This window comes from Paenibacillus plantarum (genome assembly GCF_013141695.1).
Taxonomy (GTDB): Bacteria; Bacillota; Bacilli; order Paenibacillales; family NBRC-103111; genus Paenibacillus_E; species Paenibacillus_E plantarum.
The window spans coordinates 56597-82039 of sequence record NZ_WHNY01000065.1 but is presented as its reverse complement, the minus strand read 5'-3'; the positions used below and the strand labels follow the sequence as shown (position 1 = coordinate 82039).

The 25443-nt window shown below is 42.7% G+C and carries 23 protein-coding genes and 1 pseudogene; all 24 read left to right on the top strand.

Annotated features, from left to right (window positions below; all coding sequences use genetic code 11):
- The first annotated feature begins 3 nt into the window (after nt 1–3).
- The 24 genes and pseudogenes from GC096_RS22220 (at nt 4) to argC (ending at nt 25423) form a co-directional block, all read left to right on the top strand.
- A complete protein-coding gene (locus tag GC096_RS22220) occupies nt 4–540 on the top strand; it encodes a hypothetical protein (protein ID WP_171633285.1) in 537 nt (178 codons plus the stop codon).
- A 31-nt stretch (nt 541–571) separates the two neighbouring features.
- A complete protein-coding gene (locus tag GC096_RS22215; RefSeq protein ID WP_171633283.1) occupies nt 572–1651 on the top strand; it encodes a glycosyltransferase family 4 protein in 1080 nt (359 codons plus the stop codon).
- Nucleotides 1652–1794: 143 nt separating this feature from the next.
- A pseudogene (gene gmd, locus GC096_RS22210) lies at nt 1795–2760 on the top strand (GDP-mannose 4,6-dehydratase).
- Entirely contained in the window at nt 2757–3689 is a 933-nt protein-coding gene (locus GC096_RS22205; protein ID WP_171633278.1) for a GDP-mannose 4,6-dehydratase, read from the top strand. The pseudogene gmd and the gene GC096_RS22205 overlap by 4 nt, the downstream one beginning before the upstream one ends.
- Nucleotides 3686–4855, top strand: coding sequence for a glycosyltransferase (locus GC096_RS22200; protein ID WP_171633277.1), 1170 nt, complete (start codon nt 3686–3688; stop codon nt 4853–4855). The genes GC096_RS22205 and GC096_RS22200 overlap by 4 nt, the downstream gene beginning before the upstream one ends.
- A gap of 21 nt (nt 4856–4876) precedes the next feature.
- Complete coding sequence (locus tag GC096_RS22195; protein WP_171633275.1) at nt 4877–6241, top strand: sugar phosphate nucleotidyltransferase; 1365 nt, start codon at nt 4877–4879, stop codon at nt 6239–6241.
- Nucleotides 6242–6254: 13 nt separating this feature from the next.
- Nucleotides 6255–6929, top strand: coding sequence for an HAD family hydrolase (locus tag GC096_RS22190; protein WP_171633274.1), 675 nt, complete (start codon nt 6255–6257; stop codon nt 6927–6929).
- 16 nt (nt 6930–6945) lie between these two features.
- A complete protein-coding gene (locus GC096_RS22185; protein ID WP_171633272.1) occupies nt 6946–7677 on the top strand; it encodes a cytidylyltransferase domain-containing protein in 732 nt (243 codons plus the stop codon).
- Complete coding sequence (pseG, locus tag GC096_RS22180; protein ID WP_171633270.1) at nt 7677–8732, top strand: UDP-2,4-diacetamido-2,4,6-trideoxy-beta-L-altropyranose hydrolase; 1056 nt, start codon at nt 7677–7679, stop codon at nt 8730–8732. The genes GC096_RS22185 and pseG overlap by 1 nt, the downstream gene beginning before the upstream one ends.
- A complete protein-coding gene (gene pseI, locus GC096_RS22175; RefSeq protein WP_171633269.1) occupies nt 8729–9778 on the top strand; it encodes a pseudaminic acid synthase in 1050 nt (349 codons plus the stop codon). Before pseG ends, pseI begins: the two co-directional genes overlap by 4 nt.
- Before the next feature lie 17 nt (nt 9779–9795).
- Nucleotides 9796–11166: a DUF4910 domain-containing protein gene (locus GC096_RS22170; protein ID WP_216626220.1), complete on the top strand. Its 1371-nt coding sequence runs from the start codon at nt 9796–9798 to the stop codon at nt 11164–11166.
- Complete coding sequence (locus tag GC096_RS22165) at nt 11163–11963, top strand: formyltransferase family protein (RefSeq protein ID WP_171633267.1); 801 nt, start codon at nt 11163–11165, stop codon at nt 11961–11963. Before GC096_RS22170 ends, GC096_RS22165 begins: the two co-directional genes overlap by 4 nt.
- A 20-nt stretch (nt 11964–11983) precedes the next feature.
- Complete coding sequence (locus GC096_RS22160; RefSeq protein WP_171633265.1) at nt 11984–12931, top strand: NAD-dependent epimerase/dehydratase family protein; 948 nt, start codon at nt 11984–11986, stop codon at nt 12929–12931.
- A gap of 36 nt (nt 12932–12967) precedes the next feature.
- Nucleotides 12968–14152, top strand: a complete 1185-nt coding sequence (gene pseC, locus GC096_RS22155; protein WP_171633263.1) for a UDP-4-amino-4,6-dideoxy-N-acetyl-beta-L-altrosamine transaminase — start codon at nt 12968–12970, stop codon at nt 14150–14152.
- 100 nt (nt 14153–14252) lie between these two features.
- The gene (locus GC096_RS22150) at nt 14253–14657 is read left to right on the top strand and encodes a flagellar protein FlaG (RefSeq protein ID WP_376769517.1); all 405 of its coding nucleotides are present in this window, start codon (nt 14253–14255) and stop codon (nt 14655–14657) included.
- Between the two features lie 33 nt (nt 14658–14690).
- A complete protein-coding gene (gene fliD / locus GC096_RS22145; RefSeq protein WP_171633259.1) occupies nt 14691–16871 on the top strand; it encodes a flagellar filament capping protein FliD in 2181 nt (726 codons plus the stop codon).
- A gap of 34 nt (nt 16872–16905) precedes the next feature.
- The gene (fliS, locus tag GC096_RS22140; RefSeq protein WP_171633257.1) at nt 16906–17316 is read left to right on the top strand and encodes a flagellar export chaperone FliS; all 411 of its coding nucleotides are present in this window, start codon (nt 16906–16908) and stop codon (nt 17314–17316) included.
- Nucleotides 17309–17650, top strand: coding sequence for a flagellar protein FliT (gene fliT, locus GC096_RS22135; RefSeq protein ID WP_171633256.1), 342 nt, complete (start codon nt 17309–17311; stop codon nt 17648–17650). The genes fliS and fliT overlap by 8 nt, the downstream gene beginning before the upstream one ends.
- A gap of 398 nt (nt 17651–18048) precedes the next feature.
- Nucleotides 18049–18246, top strand: coding sequence for a cold shock domain-containing protein (locus GC096_RS22130; protein WP_028556842.1), 198 nt, complete (start codon nt 18049–18051; stop codon nt 18244–18246).
- Between the two features lie 171 nt (nt 18247–18417).
- Nucleotides 18418–18966, top strand: coding sequence for a ribosome hibernation-promoting factor, HPF/YfiA family (gene hpf / locus GC096_RS22125; protein WP_056611526.1), 549 nt, complete (start codon nt 18418–18420; stop codon nt 18964–18966).
- A gap of 286 nt (nt 18967–19252) precedes the next feature.
- Nucleotides 19253–21772 (top strand): preprotein translocase subunit SecA, encoded by a 2520-nt coding sequence (gene secA, locus GC096_RS22120; RefSeq protein ID WP_171633254.1) that lies wholly within the window; start codon nt 19253–19255, stop codon nt 21770–21772.
- A gap of 54 nt (nt 21773–21826) precedes the next feature.
- A protein-coding gene (gene prfB / locus GC096_RS22115; RefSeq protein ID WP_171633253.1) for a peptide chain release factor 2 occupies nt 21827–22940 on the top strand; the annotation gives its coding sequence in 2 pieces (ribosomal slippage) (nt 21827–21898 and nt 21900–22940; 1113 coding nt in all).
- Nucleotides 22941–23086: 146 nt separating this feature from the next.
- On the top strand, nt 23087–23929 hold the full coding sequence (locus GC096_RS22110; protein WP_171633428.1) for a YitT family protein: 843 nt from the start codon (nt 23087–23089) through the stop codon (nt 23927–23929).
- A 444-nt stretch (nt 23930–24373) separates the two neighbouring features.
- Nucleotides 24374–25423, top strand: a complete 1050-nt coding sequence (argC, locus tag GC096_RS22105; protein WP_216626219.1) for an N-acetyl-gamma-glutamyl-phosphate reductase — start codon at nt 24374–24376, stop codon at nt 25421–25423.
- Nucleotides 25424–25443 lie beyond the last annotated feature (20 nt).

Sequence of the window (25443 nt, the reverse complement as noted above, 5' to 3'; positions counted from 1 at the left end):
GTGATGGATACGGATATAGCAATGAAGAGTCTATTTACCGCAATTTACGAACAAATAAAGCCTACCACAGATAATTTGCAAGTTTTCTCACAAGACCGCACTGCTTTTATCATAAGATCCGCAAGTCCAAAGATGTTTTCAAAGTTTATAAAAAGTATTAAAGAAGTAAATCCTGATATTTTCCTATATATTCTAACGCATTCAAGAGACAAAGAAGATGTTATTAAAATATGTGGTGAAGATTGTGAGATAATCGAATATACGCATACGGGAAGTTACGATGTCGAGTATCTAAAAGACAAGCTACAATATATTAAGAGCAAATCAATTGACCGATTTGGCTTACTTTATAATAATAGGTATGGGATCGATTATGAAAACGTGCTGGAAATCATGTCTTCTATAACAGAAAAAGAACTCTATGTTTTTAATAGTTACTGGGAGCTTTTAAGAATTGATAATCCTAATTTACATATCAAAAGTTTGAAATTGATGAAAGCAATGTCGGAGTGGCATTGGGAGAATATAGAGAGTAGGTGATACATTGACTCGGATTGGGATAGATTTGCGTGTGTTAGATGATGTAAATCGCACAGGTACAGGAAGATACACCTATAACTTAGTAAGAGAGCTTGTTAAAAAAGACGTAGATTCATATTATTCCTTAGGGGAGTTTTATGAAGAAGGATTGTTTCATAAATCCAAACAAATTCAAATCGATATACCTCATAGCAGCGTAGAATATGCCAATAAGTTGTTAGCGCTTAATGGTCAAATGCACGATCTTGATTTATTATACTCCCCTTTTTTTCCAATACCTGAGCGTAGAGCTTTCAAAGGCGTTCTTACAGTACTTGATGTAATTCAGTTGAGATTTCCCGAGTTATTTGTGAATAATACTCTCTTTGATCGCTATATAAGAAGTTCAATTAAGACAGTTGATCATGTCATAGCGATTTCGCAAGCTACAAAAAATGATATAATGGAATTTTTTAATGTTGAGGATGAGAAAATTTCTGTCATTTATCCTGGGATAGATCCCATTTTCGAGAAAGTTATAAGTAATACTGGCCAGGATACTGCTATATTAAATAAATATAAGATTAATATGCCGTATATTTTATCCGTGTGTACGATTGAACCTAGAAAAAACTTGTCAAGAACTTTAGCCGCATATGAATTGGTGCGAAAGCGGACGAAGGAAAAAATGGCGCTAGTTCTAGTGGGTGGATTAGGTTGGGATTATCAGAAGCTCCTACAAGAATTGCAACAATTTGAATTCAAAGAAGATATCATTATGACGGGGTTTGCCCCAGATGAAGAACTTCCTGCTTTATACCGTAATGCAGAAGTTTTTGTGTATCCTTCTTTATTTGAGGGATTTGGCTTACCGATATTGGAAGCTATGGCATGTGGAGTGCCGGTTGTCACATCATTCAACTCCTCTTTACCAGAAGTTGGGGGAGATGCTGTAGTATATTGTAACCCTTACGAAGCTGAGTCAATTGCAGAAGCTATTATAAGTGTTGTTTTGAGTCCAACCAAACGCCAAGAGTTAATTGCTTTAGGACATTCTAGAGCGAAGTTATTCACTTACAAGGATGCTGCTACGAGAACGCACGAATTGTTTCAATCTATTTTACAACCGTAATTTATTTTATAAGCTTCGAAATTCACAATGAGAGCCCCTGCTCTCATCTTTTTTTGTTGGAAAATATCATAATACGTCGTTTTATTGTCGATAATGAATTATGATTAATTTTAGAACGCTAACAAGTGGAAGGTAGCGATTATATGACTAATAAAGCTTTAGTGACAGGAATTACAGGACAAGACGGTGCATACCTAGCGGAGTTATTACTATCCAAAGGATATAAAGTCTACGGTGCAGTCCGTAGGACAAGTACATTGAATCTATGGAGACTCGAATATCTGGGTATCCGTGAAGAAGTAGAAATTATAGATATGGACTTATTAGACACAAGCAATATTATTCGTGTTTTAATGAAAATTATTCCAGATGAGGTATATAATTTAGCTGCTCAGAGTTTTGTGGGAGTCTCGTTCGAGGAGCCTTTGGCGACAGCAGACATCACAGGTGTTGGTGCGGCAAGAATACTGGAAGCTATTCGGATTGTGAATCCATCGATTAAGTTTTATCAAGCCTCCACAAGTGAAATGTTTGGGAAAGTGCAAGCGGTACCGCAGATAGAAACGACACCTTTCTACCCAAGAAGCCCATACGCCGCGGCAAAGTTATAAGCACATTGGATGACAGTTAATTATCGAGAGTCCTATGATATGTTTGCTTGCTCGGGTATTTTGTTTAACCATGAATCTCCATTGCGTGGAGAAGAATTTGTTACAAGGAAAATTACTAAAGCTGTTGCTAGAATTAAAAAGGGGCAGCAAAAGCAGCTCCGTTTAGGCAACTTGGATGCTAAGCGTGATTGGGGTTATGCTGCAGAATATGTAGAAGCTATGTGGCTAATGCTTCAACAACAAACGCCAGAAGACTATGTCATTGCAACGAATGAGACGCATTCTGTCAAGGAATTTGTTGAAGCGGCGTTCTCGGCAGCAGGTCTTTGTTGGGAAGACCATGTTGTCATTGATGAAACATTTTTCCGCCCAACGGAAGTTGAGCTGTTAATAGGAAACCCTGAAAAGGCAAAAACCAACTTGAATTGGGGACCCTCTACAAAGTACCAAGAATTAGTTACTATTATGGTAGAAGCCGATTTGAAGAGGAACGAATGAGAGCACTAATCACAGGCGGCAGCGGCTTCGCAGGCTCTTATCTCATTGAATATTTGCTTAATTTAGGCTATCAGGTTGCTTCCATGTCGAATCAGTCAGCTATTCTTAATTCGGAATCGGGCAAAGTGACCTGGTTCAAAGTGGATTTGTGCAAGGAGTCAGAAATTCGAACAGTGATCCAAAGTTTCCAACCGGATGAAATCTATCATTTAGCTGGTCTTGCAGTTACTACCGGGCAATTACCTACGGACTATTACAGTAATAACTTTGTTGGAACAGTGAATTTGTTGCAAGCAGTTAAAGAAATTAGACCGAGCGCTCGGATATTAGTCGTTAGTACATCGGGTGTATATGGACAAGTATTGAATAATCAAATGCCAATCTCAGAGCGTACAGAGATTCGTCCATATAATCATTATGCGGCTAGTAAAGCTGCAGCAATAGCTTATCAAGCAGAGAACCTGCCTATTGTGATCGCGCGCCCTTTTAATCACACGGGTCCTAGACAAACTACGGCTTATGTATGCGCTAAGTTAGCTAAATATGCTGCTGAAGTTGCTTTAAATCGTACCGATACTTGGCTTGAAGCTGGTAATCTGGCGGCAGCAAGGGATTTCACAGATGTTAGAGATGTCGTAAGGGCCTATCATCTGCTTTTACGTCAAGGCACCTCAGAAGAAGCTTATAACATTTGTAGCGGCAAGGCATATGAAATTGGTATTATTATAGATACTTTAAGCCGAATAATTGGACAGCCCCTACGGATTCAATCCTCTGAAGAGCATCATAGAAAGCAGGACGCATCAATTCTGTTCGGCAACTATCACAAGCTTCGCCTTGCAACAGGGTGGGAGCCGCAAATATCATTAGAACAAACGTTAGAAGAGATGGTTGAGTATTGGAAGGGAAGATTGGAGATAAAATCATGAAAATCTTAGAAATGACCACTTTTTTAAGAGGGGGCGCAGGGGTTTTTACTACTCGTTTGTCTCAGATGTTTAAAAGTCACGGACATGATGTACAAGTGATTTCAAGTGGTCATGTTGAGCAATTAGTAGATTGGGAAGAACTATTAAGTGATTTAGCTAACAGCCAAATTGCTCATCATACATTGAATTTTTTTAAACGTGAACCGAATATTTTTTGGAGTGAAGTAGAGAAGCTGACAACGCTTATCCAGCAAGAGCAATTTGATGTGATTCATGCTCATGCAGGTGTACCTGCGATGGCTGCCTATACAGCCAAAGTGTCCTGTAAGGCTAATATACCCATCATTGCCACGTTTCATAGCTGGAGTAAGGATCGTCCTGCTTGGATGAACACAGCTGATACATGGGCATTTAATCAATGTGATAAGGTGTTTTTTGATTCTCTTGAATATATGAGATTTGGCAGAACTTTCGGCCTCCATACCGAACATGACGTTATTTATCCAGGGTTACTCATCAATCCAACCCCCTATTTGGCAAATAAGCAAAGCTATCGTTCCCGTCTTTTACAAGAGTTGAACCTCCCGTCTGAAGCGGTGTTGATATCCAATTTGGCAGAAATTACGGAAAGAAAAGGGCAGCTCGATTTGATTCATGCGATGAAAGCCATACGAGAACAAGTTCAACATGCTTATCTTTTGTTAATTGGAGAATGCCGTAACGAGGAATATCAAATGCAAATCGACCAGGCGCTGGATGCACATCAGTTAAGAGATCATGTAAAGTTCATGGGATGGGTGAAAGATCCTCACGAGATCGTGGCAGCAACAGATTTATTCATATTCCCCTCCTATAGTGAGGGCTTGGGAATGGCAATTGTAGAAGCAGCGACGATGGAGGTTCCTACCATTTTCTCCTCGGTTGAGGGAATGAAAGATATAGAAGATATTCTGGACAAGGACTGTCTTGGAACTTTCCAACCTGGACAAATCGAAAGCATTGCTGAACAAGCGATTGCCGTTATTAACATGCCTGCTGAACGGAGAAGCATTTTAGTAAAACAAGGATCGCGTACACTTCAACACTCTTTCTCATTTGAGAGCACCGTAAAGAAATACGAAACGGCTATGACCTCGCTTGTAGCTACTACTTCGCATAATAAGTAGGCAGATGAAAGGAACAATGCTATGAAGCTTGTCTTACTATCAGGTGGATCTGGCAAACGGTTGTGGCCTTTGTCTAATGACGCTAGATCCAAGCAATTTCTGAAAGTGCTATCCAATAAAGAGGGCTCGATGGAATCCATGGTGCAGCGAGTATGGAGACAAATTGACAGTAATGGCTTAAGCCATGATACCTATATATCCACTAGTAAAGCACAGGTGCAAATGCTTCATAGCCAATTAGGTAAAGAAGTGCCTTTGATTGTAGAGCCAGAACGTAGGGATACGTTGCCTGCCATTGCTTTGGCGTGTGTTTATCTGTTTACTGAGCAGGGGGTTTCCGAGGATGAGACTATATGTATTCTTCCAGTGGATCCCTATGTCGAGGAACGTTTCTTCCAACAGATGGGGGCGCTAAGTAATGTACTGCAAGAAAGTGGCTCAGAAATATCGTTAATAGGTGTGAAGCCCACATATCCTTCTACGAAATATGGATATATTCTCCCGCGGGAACAGATGAGCGATGATTCTTGGTTTCATGTTGAGAAATTTGTAGAGAAACCAACAGAAGATAATGCGGAAGAGCTGATCTTAAGAAATGCGCTATGGAATTGCGGCGTCTTCGCTTTTCGTTTGGGCTATATCTTGGATATCCTTAAGGCTCAAGGCCTTCCTCTCGATTATTCAGAACTGCTTCTAGGTTTCTCCGAAATGCCGAAAATCAGCTTTGATTACGCGGTTGTCGAGAAAGCCTCTCGTATAGCAGTACTTCCATACGATGGCTATTGGAGAGACCTTGGTACTTGGAACACGCTTACTGACGAAATGAAGGATACCCTTGTTGGTAAAGGTAGAATCAGCCATGATTCACATAACACTCATCTGATTAATGAGCTCGATATCCCTATCGTTGTCCTAGGTATTTCGAACGTTGTGATAGCTGCGAGTCCAGATGGTATTCTGGTATCAGACAAGCTAGCAAGCCCCCGACTTAAAGAGATGGTTAGCGATTTCCAGCAACAACCGATGTATGAGGAGACCTCATGGGGTTCGTATCGTATCCTGGATCATTCTATTGTGGATGGGAAAATGGAAACATTAACGAGACGCATCCATTTGAAGCAAGGAAATAATTTATCTTATCAGTTCCACAACCGTCGAAGAGAAGTTTGGACCGTTCTCTCGGGGGAAGGTGAATTTGTATTAGACCAAAGTTTCAAACAAATAAGGGCTGGTGATATCGTTGATATCCCTATGGGGATAGGTCATGCTTTGAAGGCGATCAGCGATCTTGTGTTCATGGAAATTCAAATGGGAAGCGAGTTGCTCGAAGAAGATATTGCACGAGTTACATGGAACTGGGAAGAAATTTTGCAACGAACTTTGTGAGAAGGGGCGCACCATGAAAGTCCTTGTTTTTGATCTCGACGACACGCTCTATGAAGAATTAACTTATGTCCGTAGTGGTTTTCTTGCTGTTGCTGACTTTGTAGAGCAGCAGCTTGGAATCAATTCAAAAGAAGCCTTTGATCTTATGTGGAAAGCACTTGGACAGGGTCGAGGACATATTTTCGACGAAATGTTGCGCCATTTCAACGGCTACTCTAAGAAACATGTCCATCAATGTGTACAAGCCTATCGCACACACACACCAGAAATCACATTGGATCCTGCCGCGGAAAGATGTTTGGAACGCTTTAAAGATTATCCCGTGTACATTGTGACGGACGGAAATAAGATGGTTCAGCATAACAAGTTGAGAGCCTTGTGTCTTTACGAACGAATCCAGTTTTGCTTTGTTACTCACCGCTATGGGATCAAGCATGCCAAACCATCCCCCTACTGCTTTGAAAAAATCGCTAAGTGGGAGGAAGTCAAGCCGGAAGAGATTGTTTACATAGGTGATAATCCGGCAAAAGATTTTATTGGGATTAAGGCTCTTGGATTCCGCACGGTAAGAATCATGCAGGGAAATCATAAAGATGTTGAAAAGGAAGAAAAATATGAAGCACATGTGAGAATCTCTTCTTTGGATGAATTGACATCGAACTTGTTAGATCAACTACGAACACTTTAAATAGGCGGTGACAACAATGAAAACACTCGCGATTATCCAAGCAAGAATGGGCTCAGAACGTCTACCGGGTAAAGTTCTGCTTCCACTTGGTTCATCCATTATCCTTGATTATGTTGTTTCCAGATGCCAAAAAATAAATCATATCCATGAAGTGATTGTTGCAACTTCCAAGCAGCAGCAAGATGATGCCATTGAAAATTGGTGTTTACAAAATCATGTCCCTATTTTCCGTGGCTCTGAAGAAGATGTGTTATCTCGCTATTATGAATGTGCGCTGCCCTATAAACCGGATTACGTGATCCGGGTAACGGGTGATTGCCCATTTATGGATTATGATATGGCTAATCAAATGGTAGAGCTTATGCAAAAGTGTCCATCGGATATGCTGTCGATTCAAGGCGAATCAGAATTGACCAGAGGATTAGTTGTTGAAGTCGTTTCATTTAAAGCTCTTGAATACATGCACATGAATGGTAAAGAAGTAAGACATCGCGAGCATGTTACGTACTATGCTAAAGAATTTCCTAGCGAGTTTCAGCTGACGCCATTTTACCCTTCTGCATATGCAAGTAACTCTGATCTTCGAATGACATTGGATACCCCAGAAGATTACGAATTGTGCCAAGCAATTGTGAGGCATTTAGGTGAAGATAAGAAGTTACCGGCTGTAGAGATGGTTACTTTCCTCAAAGAGCATCCAGAGTTAGCATCAATTAATTCCTATATTCAACAGAAGCCGGTGCAATAATGAACCCCAAAATTATATTTCGGGTGGATGCCTCCACAGCATGGGGGATTGGACATTTCATCCGTTGTTTGACGTTGGCCAAATATTTTAAGATGGAGGGTACAATTCCGTCTTTTATTTGTCGATATATACCCGTAGAACTCCAGCAACTTGCTGAAGCGGAGGATTTCGCTGTTTACAAGCTGTTTAAAGTGGTTGATTGGGAAACTGATGCAAGGGAAACAATGCTTGTCATTGACACATATGTTACTAATCCTGATTGGATCATCGTGGATCATTACCATCTCGATGCCAGATGGGAGAAGAAGCTTCGAGCTTCTGCGAGTAACATCGCGGTTATCGACGACTTGGCGAATAGACTGCATGATTGCGATGTGTTGCTCGACCAAAATTATTACCTTAACATGGAATCAAGGTATCTCGACTTAGTCTCCAAATCGTGTAAGCTGTTACTTGGTCCTCAGTATGCGCTGCTTCGCCCTGAATTTATAAAATCTCGGGAAATGGATTCTTGTACCCGGGACGGAAGCATTCGTCGAATTCTTGTCTTTTTTGGTGGCAGCGATCCGACTGAGGAAACGATTAAGACGCTTCAAGCAATCGGTAGCTTGCAACTGACTGATTTACTTGTGGATGTCGTAGTGGGTGCAGCAAACCCTCAGAAAGAGGCAATACGTGAGCTATGTTCAGAAGCTTCGAATATAACGTATCATTACCAGATTGATTATATGGCTGATTTGATGGCCAAAGCCGATCTTGCTATAGGTGCAGGGGGTACAGCTATGTGGGAACGCAGCATACTAGGTCTCCCCGCTATCGTAACCATAGTTGCGGATAATCAACGGGAACCCGTCCAGGCGTTGGAAACAACGGATACTATTTGGAATTTGGGATGGTATGAACAGGTACTGCCGTCACATATCGCTCAGACTTTGACAGAAGCCTTACATGATCCGAAAATGGTTTTGCGAAAATCAAAAGCTTGTTATGACTTAATGGATGCGGCCGGTGGTCGGCATCCATTGGTAACAGCGATATTGGGAGGTTCATCATGAAAGCATTTAAGATTGGCAGCCGCTCGATTGGTCAAGAATTTCCGCCGTTCGTCATCGCCGAGATGTCAGGAAATCATAACCAATCCTTGGAGAGAGCACTAGCAATCGTAGAGGCTGCAGCCAAAGCAGGTGCGCATGCCGTTAAACTGCAGACCTATACGGCAGATACAATGACGCTTGATATTGATCAAGGTGATTTTTTTATCGAGGATCCTAACAGCCTATGGAAGGGTAACTCTCTGTATAAGCTTTATCAAGAAGCATATACACCATGGGAGTGGCATGAGCCTATCTTCAAGCGCTGTCAGGAACTTGGTATGCTTGCATTCAGCACGCCTTTTGATGAAACCGCGGTTGATTTCCTGGAGAGTGTGAACGTGCCTTGCTATAAAATTGCTTCTTTTGAGAATACGGATCTGCCCCTCATTAGGAAAGTCGCGGCAACCGGTAAGCCTGTTATTATTTCAACCGGTATGGCTTCCATAGCGGAACTCGATGAAACCGTAATATGTGTGCGAGAAGCCGGTTGTAACGACCTTGTTCTGTTAAAATGTACGAGCACATACCCGGCTAGTCCCGAGAATACGAACTTGATGACGATTCCTCATCTGCGGCAGTTGTTTGACTGCCACGTCGGAATATCGGATCATACGATGGGAGTCGGCGTGAGTATAGGCAGTGTAGCGCTCGGCGCTACGGTCATTGAAAAGCATTTTACATTGTCGAGAGCCGAAGGAGGCGTAGACTCTGCTTTTTCAATGGAGCCTCACGAGTTTGAATCCTTAGTCATTGAATCTGAGCGCGTATGGCAAAGCCTAGGCAAAGTAACATATGGCCCGACACAAGCGGAGAAGCCCTCTTTGAAGCATCGAAGATCTTTATACATTGTTCAGGATCTTGCAGCAGGTGACATCTTAACTAAAGACAATGTAAGAGCAATTCGACCTGGCGCTGGTATGCCCCCCAAGTATCTGGACAAGTTTTTGGGAAGAAGAGTTGTTAAGGATATTCCTAAAGGAACACCAATCACATGGGATCAAGTTTGAAGAAAAGGAGGGCTAAGATGGAAGTTCTTCTAACAAATCAATTGGATACAAATCTGGAAAGAAATCAAATGGATCAATTGTTCGATCGGTTATTTCCGATTTGTCGAAGTATTACAGGGCCGGGTGTTCGTGAAACTTTAGCTATTCTACAAGAATACATTCCGCTGCAAGTTGAAGCAGTTTCTACAGGTACGGTTGTGTACGATTGGCAAATTCCTAAGGAATGGCGAATTCGTGATGCTTGGATTAAGGATAGCGAAGGCAACAAAATTGTGGATTTCAAAGAGAATAACTTACACGTATTAAACTATAGCGTTCCTGTTGATCAAACGATGACGCTTGATGAATTAAAGAGCAATTTATATTCGTTGCCTCATCTTCCTGACGCTATTCCATATGTAACTTCCTACTACAAAGAAAGATGGGGTTTTTGTCTTTCGCAAAGACAGTTGGAAGGGCTGCAACCTGGAAACTATCAGGTGTATATAGATAGTGAACATGTTCACGGAGAGTTAAATTACGGGCATCTTGTTCTTCCTGGAGAGAACACGGAAGAAGTTCTAATTAGTTCTTATATATGTCATCCATCCATGGCAAATAATGAGTTAAGTGGTCCTATTGTTGCGGCCTTTCTTTACAATCGGATCAAAAGTTGGCCCAAACGGCGGTTTACTTATCGATTTGTTTTGGCGCCTGAAACGATTGGAGCAGTTGCTTATTTGCATCAGAATGGGAAAGACTTGCTTGAGAACCTACACGCGGGTCTTGTGCTGACCTGTTTAGGCGGCGAGGCTACTCTAAGTTTCAAAGGAACACGACGCGGCAACACGGACTTGGATGTACTCATACAGCATTTGTTTCATAATCAAATTCCCGGCAGAACCAGACCTTTTACACCTATACACGGCTCGGATGAAAGACAGTATGGTTCCCCTGGCTTTAATTTGCCAGTAGGGCAAATCACACGGGTGTTACATGACGGTTATATCGGCTACCATAATTCGATGGACACAAAAGAGGCCATGGGGATCGACTCCTTGCAGCGGAGTGTGAATGAGCTTGAGACGATTCTTCATTCGCTTGAGCTACAGGGTCATTATATTAATCTTAATCCCTACGGAGAAGTAAAGTTGGATAAGCATGAGTTGTATCCGGATTTTAATTTCATTGGATTGTGGGGACATTCCAATAATCAAGTGGTTGATCATCGGACCCAATTAAATCGCATTTTAACTATGCTGAATTATGCGGACGGGCAGCACAGTCTTCTTCAAATTGCTGATAAATGCGGCTGCAGCGTCCTGGAGCTAGAACCAGTACTGCAAATTTTATTGGAGAAACAGCTCATTAAAGGTCCTTTCACTGAGAAAAGAGGGTTGTTCGAATGAAAGTCATTTTCTTAACTGGTTCTCATACACGACATTCTTATATTGCATGGAGGTTACATAAAGCCAACTTACTGAGCGGGCTATTAGTTGAAGAGAGGGAAGAGTTCGTGCCTTCTCCCCATGCAGGATTAAAAGAAGTAGATCATCATAACTTCGTTCGTCATTTCAAGGACCGCAGCGAATCAGAAGAGCGCTTCTTAAGCACGCCAGAAAGTGATTCAATCCGAGGTATTCCAGTCCTTCGTGTCACGATGGAAGAACTTAATAGCGACAAGGTAAAGGAATGGATTCAAAAGCAAAATCCTGACGTTGTTCTGTCGTACGGTGTCCATAAGATAAACAAGAATATTCTCGACATTCTTCCCAAATATGCATGGAACATCCACGGAGGACTCTCGCCATGGTACCGAGGTAACATTACGATGTTCTGGCCATTCTATTTCTTACAACCAAACTTTGCAGGCATGACTGTGCATCATCTGACTGCTCAGTTGGATGGAGGGCCGATTGTACATCACTCTGTTCCAGAGCTTGTCCGTGGAGATGGCATTCATGACGTAGCCTCCAGGGCTGTTATTCAGGTGGCAGAAGATTTGATACAAATATTAATCCTTTTACAAGATGGGAAGGAAATAAACGGGCAGCCCCAGAAGAACTCAGGCAAACTCTTTACCGGAGTAGATTGGAAGCCGCAGCACCTGAGGCTCGTTTATAATCACTTCGACAACGATATCGTCGATCGTTTCTTGGACGGTGAATTCGGCGTGCAAGAACCGCCACTAATTAAAGCATTTTAAACTAAGGAGTTGACCCTCTCGTGAACATATTATTAACAGGCGGAGCGGGTTTTATCGGCCGCTGGGTAACCAAGCGTCTACTTCAGGATGGACATGCAGTTTGGATTATGGACGACTTATCCAACGGTAGTAAAGGAAATTTAAGTGAGTTCCTTCATCACCTTGGGTTGAAGGAGATCATTGTGGGTGACATTAAAGATGAATCGCTGTTAGAAGCATTATTCACTGCGAATAAATTCGATATTTGTTATCACCTTGGAGCTTCTATCAATGTGCAGGACTCCATAGATGATCCGAGAACGACGTTCAATAACGATACGGTTGGAACGTTCAATATCATGGAACAGTGCCGCAAGCATCAAGTCAAAGTGGTATTTATGAGCACATGCATGGTTTATGATCGTTGTACGGATGAAGAAGGAATTACGGAGCTGCATCCAACTAAGCCTGCTTCCCCATACGCAGGTTCCAAAATCGCAGCTGAGAATATGGTACTCTCGTATTACTACGCATACAATTTACCTGTCGTCGTTATTCGTCCTTTTAATACATACGGTCCGTTTCAAAAGACTGGCGGTGAAGGCGGCGTAGTAGCGATCTTTATCAATAATAAATTGGCAGGCAAAGATTTGAATATTTATGGAGAAGGTACGCAAACTCGGGATTTATTGTATGTGGATGATTGTGCTCGCTTTGTTGTAGAAGCGGGTTATTCGGATCGTGTCAATGGTCATATTGTAAATGCTGGATTAGGACGCGACATATCTGTTAATGATTTAGCCAAGCTTGTGGTAGGAGATGTTTCCCGAATTAAACATGTCCCCCATATTCATCCGCAAAGTGAAATACAGAAACTATTATGTAATTATTCAAAAGCAAAGGAACTTCTTGGATGGGAACCTAAGGTTACTTTGGAAGAAGGAATTTCACGTACAGAAGAATGGATTCAAACAGGCTACCTTATCTAACAGGTAGCTTGTTTACTATACTGGAGGCTTAAAAAAATGAAGCTTGCTATTGAAGGTGGGAATCCTGTTAGGAAGTCCTTGCTTCCGTATGGACAGCAGTGGATTGATGGAGCTGATATATCTGCGGTTATTACAACACTTGAAAGTAATTATATTACGCAAGGACCGATAATTGCGGAGTTTGAGCAAGCTGTGGCAAATTATGTTGGTGCGAAATATGCTGTCGCATTTTGTAATGGTACCGCGGCATTACATGCGGCGTGTTTTGCAGCCGATATCACGGCTGGGGATGAAGTTATTACTTCGCCTATTACTTTTTTGGCAAGTAGTAACAGTGTACTATACCAAGGGGGAATCCCGGTATTTGCTGATATCAAATCAGATACATACAATATTGATCCTAACGAAATCAGGGCTAAAATTACACCCCATACAAAAGCAATTATTGCTGTTGATTTCTCAGGTCAGCCTGCAGAAATGGATGAAATTATTCGTATCGCGGAAGATCATGGATTAGTGGTTATAGAAGATGCTGCACATTCCTTGGGCGCTGATTATGATGGTTGTAAAGTTGGCGCTTTGGCTAATATGACGATGTTTAGTTTCCATCCAGTTAAGCATATAACATCGGGTGAAGGAGGCATTATCACTACAAATTCTAAGGATTACTTCGACAAGTTACAGCTTTTTAGGAGTCATGGGATGACGAAAGATCCTTCAAAGTTACTTCAGAATGATGGCCCATGGTATTACGAAATGCAAGAGCTTGGATATAACTACAGAATTACGGATATTCAGGCAGCTTTGGGTCTTTCACAGATGCGTAAGCTAACTTCATTTGTTGAACGAAGAAGAGAAATTGTAGCAACGTACCAGAACGCTTTTGAACATGTAGAAGGAATAATTACACCCTTTCAGCATTACAAATCAAACTCGAGCTGGCATTTATATATTTTGAGATTTGTAAATGGGTACTTGAAAAAAAGTAGAAAAGAAGTCTTCGAAGCATTGAAAGCAGAAAATATAGGTGTTAACGTCCATTATATTCCGGTGTATAATCAGCCCTATTACCAAAAACTAGGGTATCAAATAGGTCAATGTACGCAAGCAGAAAAGTATTATGAAGAAGCAATTACGCTTCCCTTATTTCCTAAGATGGCAGATCAAGATATTCAGGATGTTATTTCGGCAGTTTTGAAGGTTTATCAAGCTTATAAATAAAAAATAACCAAATACTCTGTGAATCCACTAATATCTTAAACTCCTCCATCCGATATATAAGATATATGTATATCTTCGACTGGAGGTTGTTTCTATGAGTATTAATAACCCTGTAAGTGGTTATGGAAATCCAGGAGATAGCAGACCTTCTCCTGAACCAGTAAAAGTTCATAAAGTGGATGAGATCGGAACGAGTAACGCAGCAGCAATCATTGCATCTAACTTTACGAATACTTCGGATCTCAAGGAAGCAGAACTAAAGGGTGAGAGTGTCACCATTAGTGATGCGCAGGTCGTTAAAGCAATTGAGCACGCCATCAAAGCAATGCAAGGAAGAACAACTTCTCTTGAGTTTTCTATCCACCAAAAAACGAAGTTAATCTCCGTAAAAGTGTTAGATAAAGATACAGGTGAAACGATTCGTGAAATTCCGCCAGAAAAGAGTTTGGATTTTGTAGCTAAGCTCTGGAAAATGGCAGGGATTCTTGTCGATGAGAAGAGATAAGAGATAGTATTCCAGCATGAGAGGTAGGATAATATGGTATTAAGGTTGAGTGGTTTCTCAAATTCGGGTATTGATATTGATGATACAGTAAAGAAGTTAATGGCGGCGGCTCGCATTCCACAGAATAAATTAAAACAGCAGAAACAATCAATTGAATGGCAACGTGATGATTATCGTTCTATTAATTCTAAAATTATGGCCTTTCGTGATTTAGCGTTTAATATGAAGCTCCAGACATCTTATCAATCAAAAAAGGCTACATCTACTGATGAGAGCAGTGTAAGTGTAACTGGAACTTCAACAGCAACACCTGGAAACTACTCGCTTCAAGTAGACAAGTTGGCTACAGCTGCGACAGCAACATCCGGTCTTCTAGGTGCTACAGTAAAGGGAGCAGACACCAAAATATCTGATATAGCAGGAGCGAATATTCCGGCTAAGACTTTTGTAAATAACACGCTTCTATCTATAGGTGGTTCCAAGGGGACTACCACTATTGAGGTGAAACCTACTGATACAATAGGTAGCCTTGTTTCCTCAATTAATAGTAAAGCTAGTATTACTGGCGTTAATGTAAGCTATGATGCGACCATCGATAAGCTCTTTTTCACATCTACCTCAACAGGTAAAGCAGGTCAAGTAAACCTAAGCAGTAAGAGCGCAACTGGTAATACGGCTGACTTACTAACTGATGTGCTGAAGATTTCAGGTGGTGCACCCCAAGCTGGTACTATAATTTCAGGGACAAATAATTTTGTAGGATCTCTACAAATTGATAGCTCTCTAAAGACAACTCAGACATTACGCGTAATGATTGGTAGTACAACAGCTGATTTCACGATTGATAAGGATACTACCTATGACAAGTTAATTTCGGAGATTAACAAGTCTGAAATATCAACAACTGCAACGGCATACTTGGATAGTAATAATAATTTAAAATTTAAAGATGCTAGCAACAATCCAGTCACCGCTACGTTATCAGACCAAAATGATGATATCATGAATGTAAATAGCAAACTAACTACACCTGCTCCTAACCTGGAAGTGCCGGTTTCAACATTAATTGATAAAAGTTTAACGACAACGAAACAATTAAGAGTGAAAGTTGGATCAGCATCCGTTGATATAAGTATTGATAAGACAACCACAATTGCTAATGTGATCGATGCTATTAATAGTTCGGCAGTAGGTAAGTTAGGTGTATCTGCATATCTAGATAATAATCATAATATTTCTTTTACTAATCCAACATCGGATCCGATTGCCGTAACTGATGAAAAGGATAGCTTGGCAAATGTAATGCCGCAATTTAAGATGAACAGCACGGCTACAGCAGCGACCTTTAATCAGTTAAAGAATACAGGAACTCAAGCTGAAGTTAAGTTTAATGGGGCAATAGCCAAATACGATACAAACTCCTTCACCATAAATGGATTAAATTTTACTGCGAAGAAAACGACAACGTCGGCTGTAGACTTTAACGTGGTCGGTGATACCGATTCTATTTACACTAACATTAAAAATTTCATTGACAAGTATAACGAGCTTATTGATACCGTCAATTCAAAGGTCACTGAAAAGAAGTATAGGGATTATACACCACTGACAGATGATCAACGTGAGAGTATGAAAGACGATCAAATTACAGCTTGGGAAACTAAAGCCAAGAGCGGAATGTTGCGTGGAGATGGGATACTTAGTCAAGCGTTAACAAGTCTTAGAAGTAGTTTTTCAAGCCCTGTAACAGGTTTGCCTTCAGGCAGTGCCAAAAGTCTTTCAGAAATAGGTATATCAACAAGTGTTGCAATTGGTGGAACAATCTCTGGCAGTTATTTAGAAAACGGGAAAATATTTATCGACGATAATAAGCTTAAGAAAGCTATTGCCGAGAATCCGGATCAAGTTATGGCTTTGTTTATATCGGACGACAAGTTGAAAGAATCTACCAGTGGTGATGGTGTAGCCACTCGTTTAAATAACCTTGCTACATCATTAATAGGTAAAATTACAGCAAGAGCTGGTATAACGAACAGTGTGGATACCAGCTATACATTAGGAAAAACAACAAAAGAGCTTAATACAAGAATTGATAATTTGACTATCAAATTAGAGGATTTGCAAACCCGTTACTACACTCAATTCACAGCTATGGAAAAGTACATGAATCAAATGTCAGCACAAAGTGCACAACTAACACAGCAAATGGGCTAGTAAGAGTCCTACTTTAAACTAGGGGGAAATATCGATGATTCAAGCCCAACGTAATAAATACTTGGAGAACACTGTTCAAACAGCAAGCCCAGCGCAATTGTTAATTATGCTTTGTGATGGAGCTATTCGTTTTTGCCGTGCGGGTATTGAGGCTTTGAAAAATACCAACTACCAAGACGCTAACACCAACCTAGTCAGGGTACAGGATATTATTAGCGAATTCTCCATCACGATAGATCGTAATGCTCCAATTGCCGTGGAGTTGTTGCGATTATATGAGTACTTCAATCATCGTTTAATTGAAGCAAACATGAAAAAATCAATAGAGCCGGCCGAAGAAGTATTAGGTTTTTTGATGCAGTTGAAAGAAACGTGGATGCAAGCTGCTTTGCAAATTAAAGGAAGCACAGCTAGTGCAGCATCTACTGGAGCCTTGCATGGATAAGCTAGTCACAGAGCTAGAACAACAAACGCAACAGGCTCTTGCTGAGCTTATTACGATGGATGTGGAGCGTCTTTCTGAATATATGGAGCGGCGGGGGACTATCATGCAGGCTCTCCTTAAAGTTACGGAAGTAACTGCAAAGAGTGAAATGGGCAGATATAAAGCTCGTATTCAAGCGGTCCTAAGTTTAGATCCTATTTTTGTGAAGAAGCTTAGACAATTTCGTGATGAAGCCAGTGTCCAATTGGCTAAGATTGACAATGGCAAGACGCAACGAAATGCCTACGATAACAATTATGACGTTGAAAGCTATTTTTTTGATCGAAAAAAATAAAGATACAGAAAACCTCTTGCCGCGGCAAGAGGTTTTTATGTTATCCAGTCCATTTTGTGATGAAATGTGGACAATCCATTTTATAAAGGCCCTATATGTGAATAAATCGATGAACTCACCACGAGTTATCCATAATTCCCACCATTCCACCTGTGGATAATGTGCATAAACCTGTTAATAACTTTGTTAATAACATGTAAAGAAGCCCGTCGTGACAGGATTCTACAAATTCTGCAGTTATCCACGGGATGTAAATACTTGAATTTTCTAAATATTCTATTTTATTAAAAGTTAGAAATTGACAGGTCAAGCAGGTAGGTGGTATAGTCAAAATGTAAGGGTTTTCATTTCTCGCTCTTATCATTTATATTTTTTAAAACGAAAGGATTGTGTACGATATGCAAGGTAAAGTGAAATGGTTTAACGCAGAAAAAGGCTATGGGTTCATTGAGCGCGAAGATGGTGGGGATGTATTCGTTCATTTCTCCGCGATTCAGTCCGAAGGGTTCAAAACGCTAGACGAAGGTCAAGCTGTTGAGTTTGACATCGTAGAAGGCGCGCGCGGACCACAAGCTGCAAACGTAAGCAGACTATAATTAATCGGCACGTATTGTGCCATCGCATACAACGATGAACAAGATCACCCTGGGGACATACTCTGGGGTGTTTTTTATATTTTGCCTAGAAAGTTTAGCTCGGAATTTAAAGGAATTATGAAGTTGGAGTGGAATGTAGTATAATGTAAGAAGGAAGGGAGATGTTTAACTATGGAAATTAGCATTCGCGGAGAACACCTTGAAGTTACTGAAGCCCTCGGAGACTATGTCGACAAGAAGTTGAATAGACTAGAGAGGTATTTTGAAGCTCCCCTTACATCCGATGTACAAGTAAAGCTAAGCGTGGTTAAAGGTCTTCAGGCCATCGAAGTAAGCATCCCATTAACAGGCGTGCTGCTGCGAGCTGAAGAACGCAACACTGACATGTACGCATCTATTGATCTGGTTGTGGACAAATTAGAGCGTCAAATTCGTAAGCACAAGACCAAGACGAATCGTAAAATTCGCCAAGATGGTGGCAAACGTGATTTGTTCAAGGTAGAAGTCGCGGCGGCTTCCTATATGGAAGAAGAAGAGGACTTCGAACTCGTGCGTAACAAACGCTTCAATTTGAAGCCGATGGACGTGGAAGAAGCGATTCTCCAAATGAATATGGTGGGTCACAACTTCTTTGTATTCTCGAACATGGAGACAGACACAGTCAATGTGGTCTACAAACGAGACGACGGTAAGTACGGTTTAATCGAACCGGCGATGTAATGCATAAATAAATGGCCTAATACATTCAATCAACATTCCTATACAAAATGATCAAAAGAGCTTAATTCGATATCATCGGATTAAGCTCTTTCCTTTAGCGATGAAGTCATAATTTTTGCTATGCATGTTAGCGGCATCTCCATTTCATACTAAGAAATACGAAAAGCATGGTTTTTAAGTCCTATTTCTATAGGTTTTAGAAGGAAGAGAATGCTCGTTTGTTGCGACAGGACTGTCATAAGTGGTACAATTTAAGGATACGAACGCAATGGAAAGGGGTTCACCGATGCTAGGACTAGTGAAGAAAATTTTTGGTGATTCCAATGAACGGGAGATTAAACGGATGCTCAAGGCCGTTGACTACATCAACGAGCTTGAAGCCAGCATTAAACCGCTGTCCGATGAACAGTTAAAAGGGAAAACAATCGAGTTCAGAGAACGTCTTGAGAAGGGCGAAGAAATCGATGATTTATTGCCTGAAGCATTTGCAGTAGTCAGAGAAGCAGGTATCCGTGTATTAGGAAAACGCCATTATGACGTTCAACTTATCGGGGGTATGGTACTGCACGAAGGCCGTATCGCAGAGATGAGAACAGGGGAAGGGAAAACGTTAGTTGGAACACTTCCTGTTTACTTGAATGCTTTGCTTGGTAAAGGCGTACACGTTGTTACCGTCAATGACTATTTGGCACAGCGGGATAGCGGCGAAATGGGTCAAATTTACGAGTTCCTCGGCTTAACCGTTGGGGTTAACTTGCATGACTTGTCTCATGAAGAGAAGCAAGCCGCTTATGCTTGTGATATTACGTATGGTACGAATAACGAATACGGGTTTGACTACCTGCGTGACAACATGGTGCTGTACAAAGAGCAGATGGTTCAACGTCCGCTGTACTATGCGGTTATCGATGAGGTGGATTCCATTCTAGTCGATGAAGCGAGAACGCCATTGATTATTTCTGGACAAGCTGCGAAATCAACAGATATGTACTTTACGGCGGACCGTTTTGTATCGACGCTGAAAGAAGAAGAAGACTACACGATCGATATCAAAGTGCGTGCTGTCGCGTTAACGGAAGAAGGCGTGGCGAAAGGTGAACGAGCTTTCGGTATTGAGAACTTATTTGATCATCAAAACGTAAACATCAACCACCACATCACACAAGCGCTCAAAGCTCGTTTCATTATGAAACGTGACGTGGACTACGTTGTTCAAGAAGAAGAAGTTATGATCGTTGATGAATTTACAGGCCGTATCATGACTGGCCGTCGCTATAGTGATGGGTTGCACCAAGCCATTGAGGCGAAAGAGCAGCTGAAAGTTCAGAATGAGAGCATGACACTCGCTACGATTACGTTCCAGAACTATTTCCGTATGTACCGCAAGCTAGCGGGAATGACGGGAACGGCGAAGACGGAAGAAGAAGAGTTGAAGAAAATTTACGGCCTTGAAGTTATTATCGTTCCGACGAACCGTCCAATGATTCGTAAGGATCTACCGGACGTGGTGTATAAGTCAGAGAACGGTAAGTTCAGAGCTGTTGTTGAGCAAATTCTAGAGCGTCATAAGCTGAATCAGCCAGTGCTTGTGGGTACGGTATCCATTGAGAACTCGGAGAAGCTTTCCGAAATGCTGAAGAAGAAAGGCGTTCAACATAAAGTATTGAATGCAAAGTATCATGCGGAAGAAGCTGAAATCGTTTCACGTGCAGGTCAACCAGGTTCCGTTACGATTGCAACGAACATGGCGGGTCGTGGTACTGACATTGTGCTTGGTCAAGGCGTACATGATGCTGGCGGTTTGCATATCATAGGTACGGAACGTCACGAGAGCAGACGGATTGATAATCAGCTGCGTGGACGCGCAGGACGTCAAGGTGACCCTGGTTCCTCTCAATTCTACCTTTCTCTTGAAGATGAGTTGATGAAACGATTCGGCGCTGAAAATATTATGGCGATGATGGATCGTCTCGGAATGGAAGAAGATCAACCAATTGAGAGCAAATTGATCTCCCGTGCCGTGGAATCCGCGCAAAAGCGCGTTGAGGGTAACAACTTCGACGTACGTAAAGTCGTCCTTCAATATGACGATGTCATGAATCAACAACGTGAGATTATATATAAACAGCGCCGCGAGCTGCTGGAGTCCGAAAATATCCGCGAAGTCATCGAGGGGATGATCGGTTCCGTCATCGAGCGCATCGTGAAAGCACACTGTCCGGAGGAGCAAATCCCAGAAGAGTGGGAACTGACAGAAGTTGCGAACTTTGTGAATAACAACTTGCTGCACGACGATGCACAAATTACAGATCAAACCATTTGGGGTAAAGAGCAAGATGAGATCATCGAGCTGATCAAAGATCTTGTGAGCAAACGGTATGATGAGCGTGAAACGGAAATTGGCGCAGAATTCATGCGTGAATTTGAAAAAGTCGTAGCGCTTCGTGCAGTAGATAGCAAATGGATGGATCACATCGATGCGATGGATCAGCTGCGCCAAGGTATTCACTTACGTGCATACGGCGGTACAGATCCACTTCGTGAGTACCAATTTGAAGGCTTTGAGATGTTCCAAGAGATGATCGACAACATTCGTGAAGAAGTCGCGATGTACATTATGAAAGCACACGTACAGAGCAACCTGGAGCGCCAAGCGGTAGCAGAAGGTCAGGCTGTTGATACGAAGAATGAAGCCGGCGGCAAAAAACCGCTAGTACGCGGTGAAGAGCAGCGTATTGGACGCAACGACCCGTGCCCATGCGGCAGCGGTAAGAAGTTCAAGCAGTGCCACGGGCAAGGCATGTAAGCAACTAAACAACTTGTCTAGGTACATGCAAGCAGAATAAACGAGGTGTACGACATGCTAGAACCAGAAGTAAAACAAGACTTAAGAGAAACAGCGAAGCGACTAACCGAATTACGGGGGTCTCTTTGACTTAGATCATAAGCTAGAAGCCATCGGAGATTTTGAGGAAAAAATGGGCGCGCCAGACTTCTGGGACGATAATGAACGTGCCCAGAAGACGATCGCTGAGCTCAACGTGATCAAGAGTGTCGTGGATGAGTTCCAAGGCTTCACGAACGCGTTCGAGGATATTCAAGTTATGGTTGAACTCGAAGAAGAAGAGAGCGATGCGGGTCTTGTCAAAGACATCGAAACCGGCATCGCGGCGCTCGTCAAGAAGCTCGAATCTTTCGAGCTTGGTTTGCTGCTCAATCAGCCGTACGACCGGCTGAATGCGATTCTAGAGCTGCATCCAGGCGCCGGCGGTACCGAGTCGCAGGATTGGGCAGAGATGCTGCTGCGGATGTACCGCCGCTGGGCGGAGAAGCGGGGATACAAAGTCGAGGTACTCGACTATTTGCCCGGCGACGAAGCTGGCGTGAAGAGTGTCACGCTGCAGATCACAGGCTTCAACGCCTACGGCTACTTGAAGGCAGAAAAGGGCGTGCACCGGCTCGTCCGGATCTCGCCGTTCGACGCCTCTGGCCGTCGTCATACCTCGTTCGCATCGTGTGACGTGATGCCAGAGATCGAAGACGACACCGACGTGGGTGAGATCCGCTCCGAGGATCTCAAGATCGATACGTACCGCGCAAGCGGCGCCGGCGGTCAACATATCAACACCACGGACTCGGCTGTGCGGATTACGCACATTCCGACTGGCGTCGTGGTGAGCTGTCAGCAAGAGCGCTCGCAGATCAAGAACCGCGAGAAAGCGATGAAGATGCTACGCTCCAAGCTCTATGAGCGGAAGATCGAAGAGCAATTAAAGCACCTTGCCGAGATTCGCGGCGAGCAGTCGGATATTGCGTGGGGCAGCCAAATTCGCTCCTACGTTTTTCATCCGTACAGCATGGTGAAGGACCACAGAACCTCCGCTGAGACGGGCAATGTTGGAGCCGTCATGGATGGAGATCTGGATACCTTCATTGACGCGTATCTGCGTCATCAAATACGGAAGCCAGAGTAAGCCTGCCACAAGCCAAGCAAGCTGTTTTGCCGGGCTGTGCATGGTTCACGTCATAAACGTTGATCCTACACCTAATGGGTGTAGGATTTTTCATGTAAACGAACAAAGGAGGACCACGGGTGTCCAGAAGAGAACCACGAATTACAATGGGAAGTCCCACGCATACCGTTTTTGAATATATATTACTGATCGTTGGTTCGTTGATCATGGCAGCGAGTTTCAACAGCTTTCTGAACCCGAACCAAATCGCGACAGGCGGGGTCTCGGGGATTTCGACCATTTTGCAGAAAGTCACCCAAATAAACCCGGCGTACACACAGTGGGCGCTTAATATCCCGATTTTACTGTTAGCGCTGTGGCTGCTAGGGAGGAAATTCGGCATTAAAGCCATTGTAGGATCGGTTATTTTCCCATTCTGCGTACTCGTCACGACCCACTTAGGCGTGCCGACGCATAATCCATTACTAGCTGCTGTATATGGAGGCATCGGCGTGGGTTTGGGTCTGGGGATCGTCTTTAAAGGGCGTGGCTCCACGGGTGGACTGGGGTTGGCAGCACAATTATTACATAAGTACTCCGGCTTAAGCCTCGGCTTTTCGGTTGCCATATTCGATGGACTCGTTATTATCAGCTCCGCCCTAGTGTTTACGCCAGAGAATGCGCTGTATGGGATGATCGGCTTATTCGTTACGACCAAAACGATTGATATCGTGCAGCTCGGCTTTAACTATGCCAAAGTGGCCTTTATTATTTCGGATCATACGGATGCCATACGGAAGGCTATTTTGTACGATTTGGATCGCGGGTTAACCGAACTTAGCGGATCGGGTGGATTTACGGGCGAATCGCGGACGGTCATGATGGTGGTTGTGAAACAGAATGAAGTCAGTCGGTTAAAAACACTGGTGCAATCCGTGGATCCACAGGCTTTTGTTATTTTAAGTGAAACGAATGAAGTGTTGGGAGAAGGGTTTAAGCGCCACGCATAGTGGAGGGCCGTCAGGAGAAATATGCCTGATGGTCTTTTTTGTGGATAACTTGTTGGCAAATTGTGCGTAATCCCCTGACTTATACACAATGCCTGTGTACAAATGTGCATAACTCAAGGGCAACTAACATAATTTGCCTTTCGACTATAGTCTTTGGGATAATGAGTAAGGCTGGGCGAATGGATAACGGAAGAAGCGATGGCGGTGATTGCGATTAATTTTATGCACGACTTGCGAAAATTGATGCATAATGTGTATATAAATCGATATAGTCAGACTATTCAGTTAACTAAATTCAATTCGATTTTACCGGATAAAAGCCTTGAAATACCTTGCTGAACAGCATTTTCGGCCAAAGCCAGAGCGCAAAAAAATTCATTGAATTATTATGTATACGAATGTATAATAATACATATATTTTCGGAACATCGGGAGGTCATGGGAATGAGTCAGAGCATTAGAGCGGCTATTATTGGAGCAACAGGGTATGGTGGTGCGGAATTGATTCGTCTTTTACAGGCGCATCCACTTGTACATATTACATCCGTTATTTCGACTTCGAATGCAGGAGCGCCGTTGGCGGAGCATTTTCCACATTTGCAGGAAGTAGTTGTGGATATTCTTGATGTCCTTGATGTTGATTTGATCGCTGGTAAAGCAGACGTTGTGTTTCTAGCTACTCCGGCAGGTGTGAGCGCGGGGCTTTCGCCTAAACTGGTCGAGGCAGGCCTGAAGGTGATTGATATTTCGGGGGATTTGAGACTGAAGTCCGCTAGCGACTATGAAAAATGGTACAAAAAACCGGCCGCTTCTGAAGAAGCATTGGCCCGTTCGATTTACGGTCTATCCGAAGTATTCGGGGACGAAGTGAAGGGCAGTGATCTGATCGCGAACCCTGGCTGTTACCCAACAGCGACGCTATTAGGACTTATTCCTGCGGTTGAAGCGGGATGGATTGATCCGTCCACGATTATCATTGATGCGAAATCCGGTGTATCGGGTGCGGGTCGAGGTTTGAGCTTGGGCGCACACTACTCCGAAGTGAATGAGAATTTATCGGCTTACAAAATAAATAAGCACCAACACATCCCGGAAATTGAGCAAGCGTTGAGCCGCATTGCAGGGAAACCGGTTGTGACGACGTTCACGACGCACCTTGTGCCAATGACACGGGGGATTATGGCGACGATGTATGCCACGTTAACAGGTGAACATACAGCTGAAGAGTTTATCGAAAAATATCGTCAGTACTATGAAGGCCGCAAATTCGTAAGAATTCGCCCACTTGGGAAGTATCCTTCAACGAAGGAAGTTATGGGCTCCAACTACTGTGATATTGGCTTCGCTGTGGATGAGCGTACAGGGCGTGTAACGATCGTGTCGGTTATCGACAATGTGGTTAAGGGCGCCGCAGGTCAAGCGATTCAGAATTTAAATATTATGCAAGGCTGGGACGAAACGACAGGGTTGTTGTTCGCACCGGTATATCCATAACTAGAAGATGAGGATAGGTG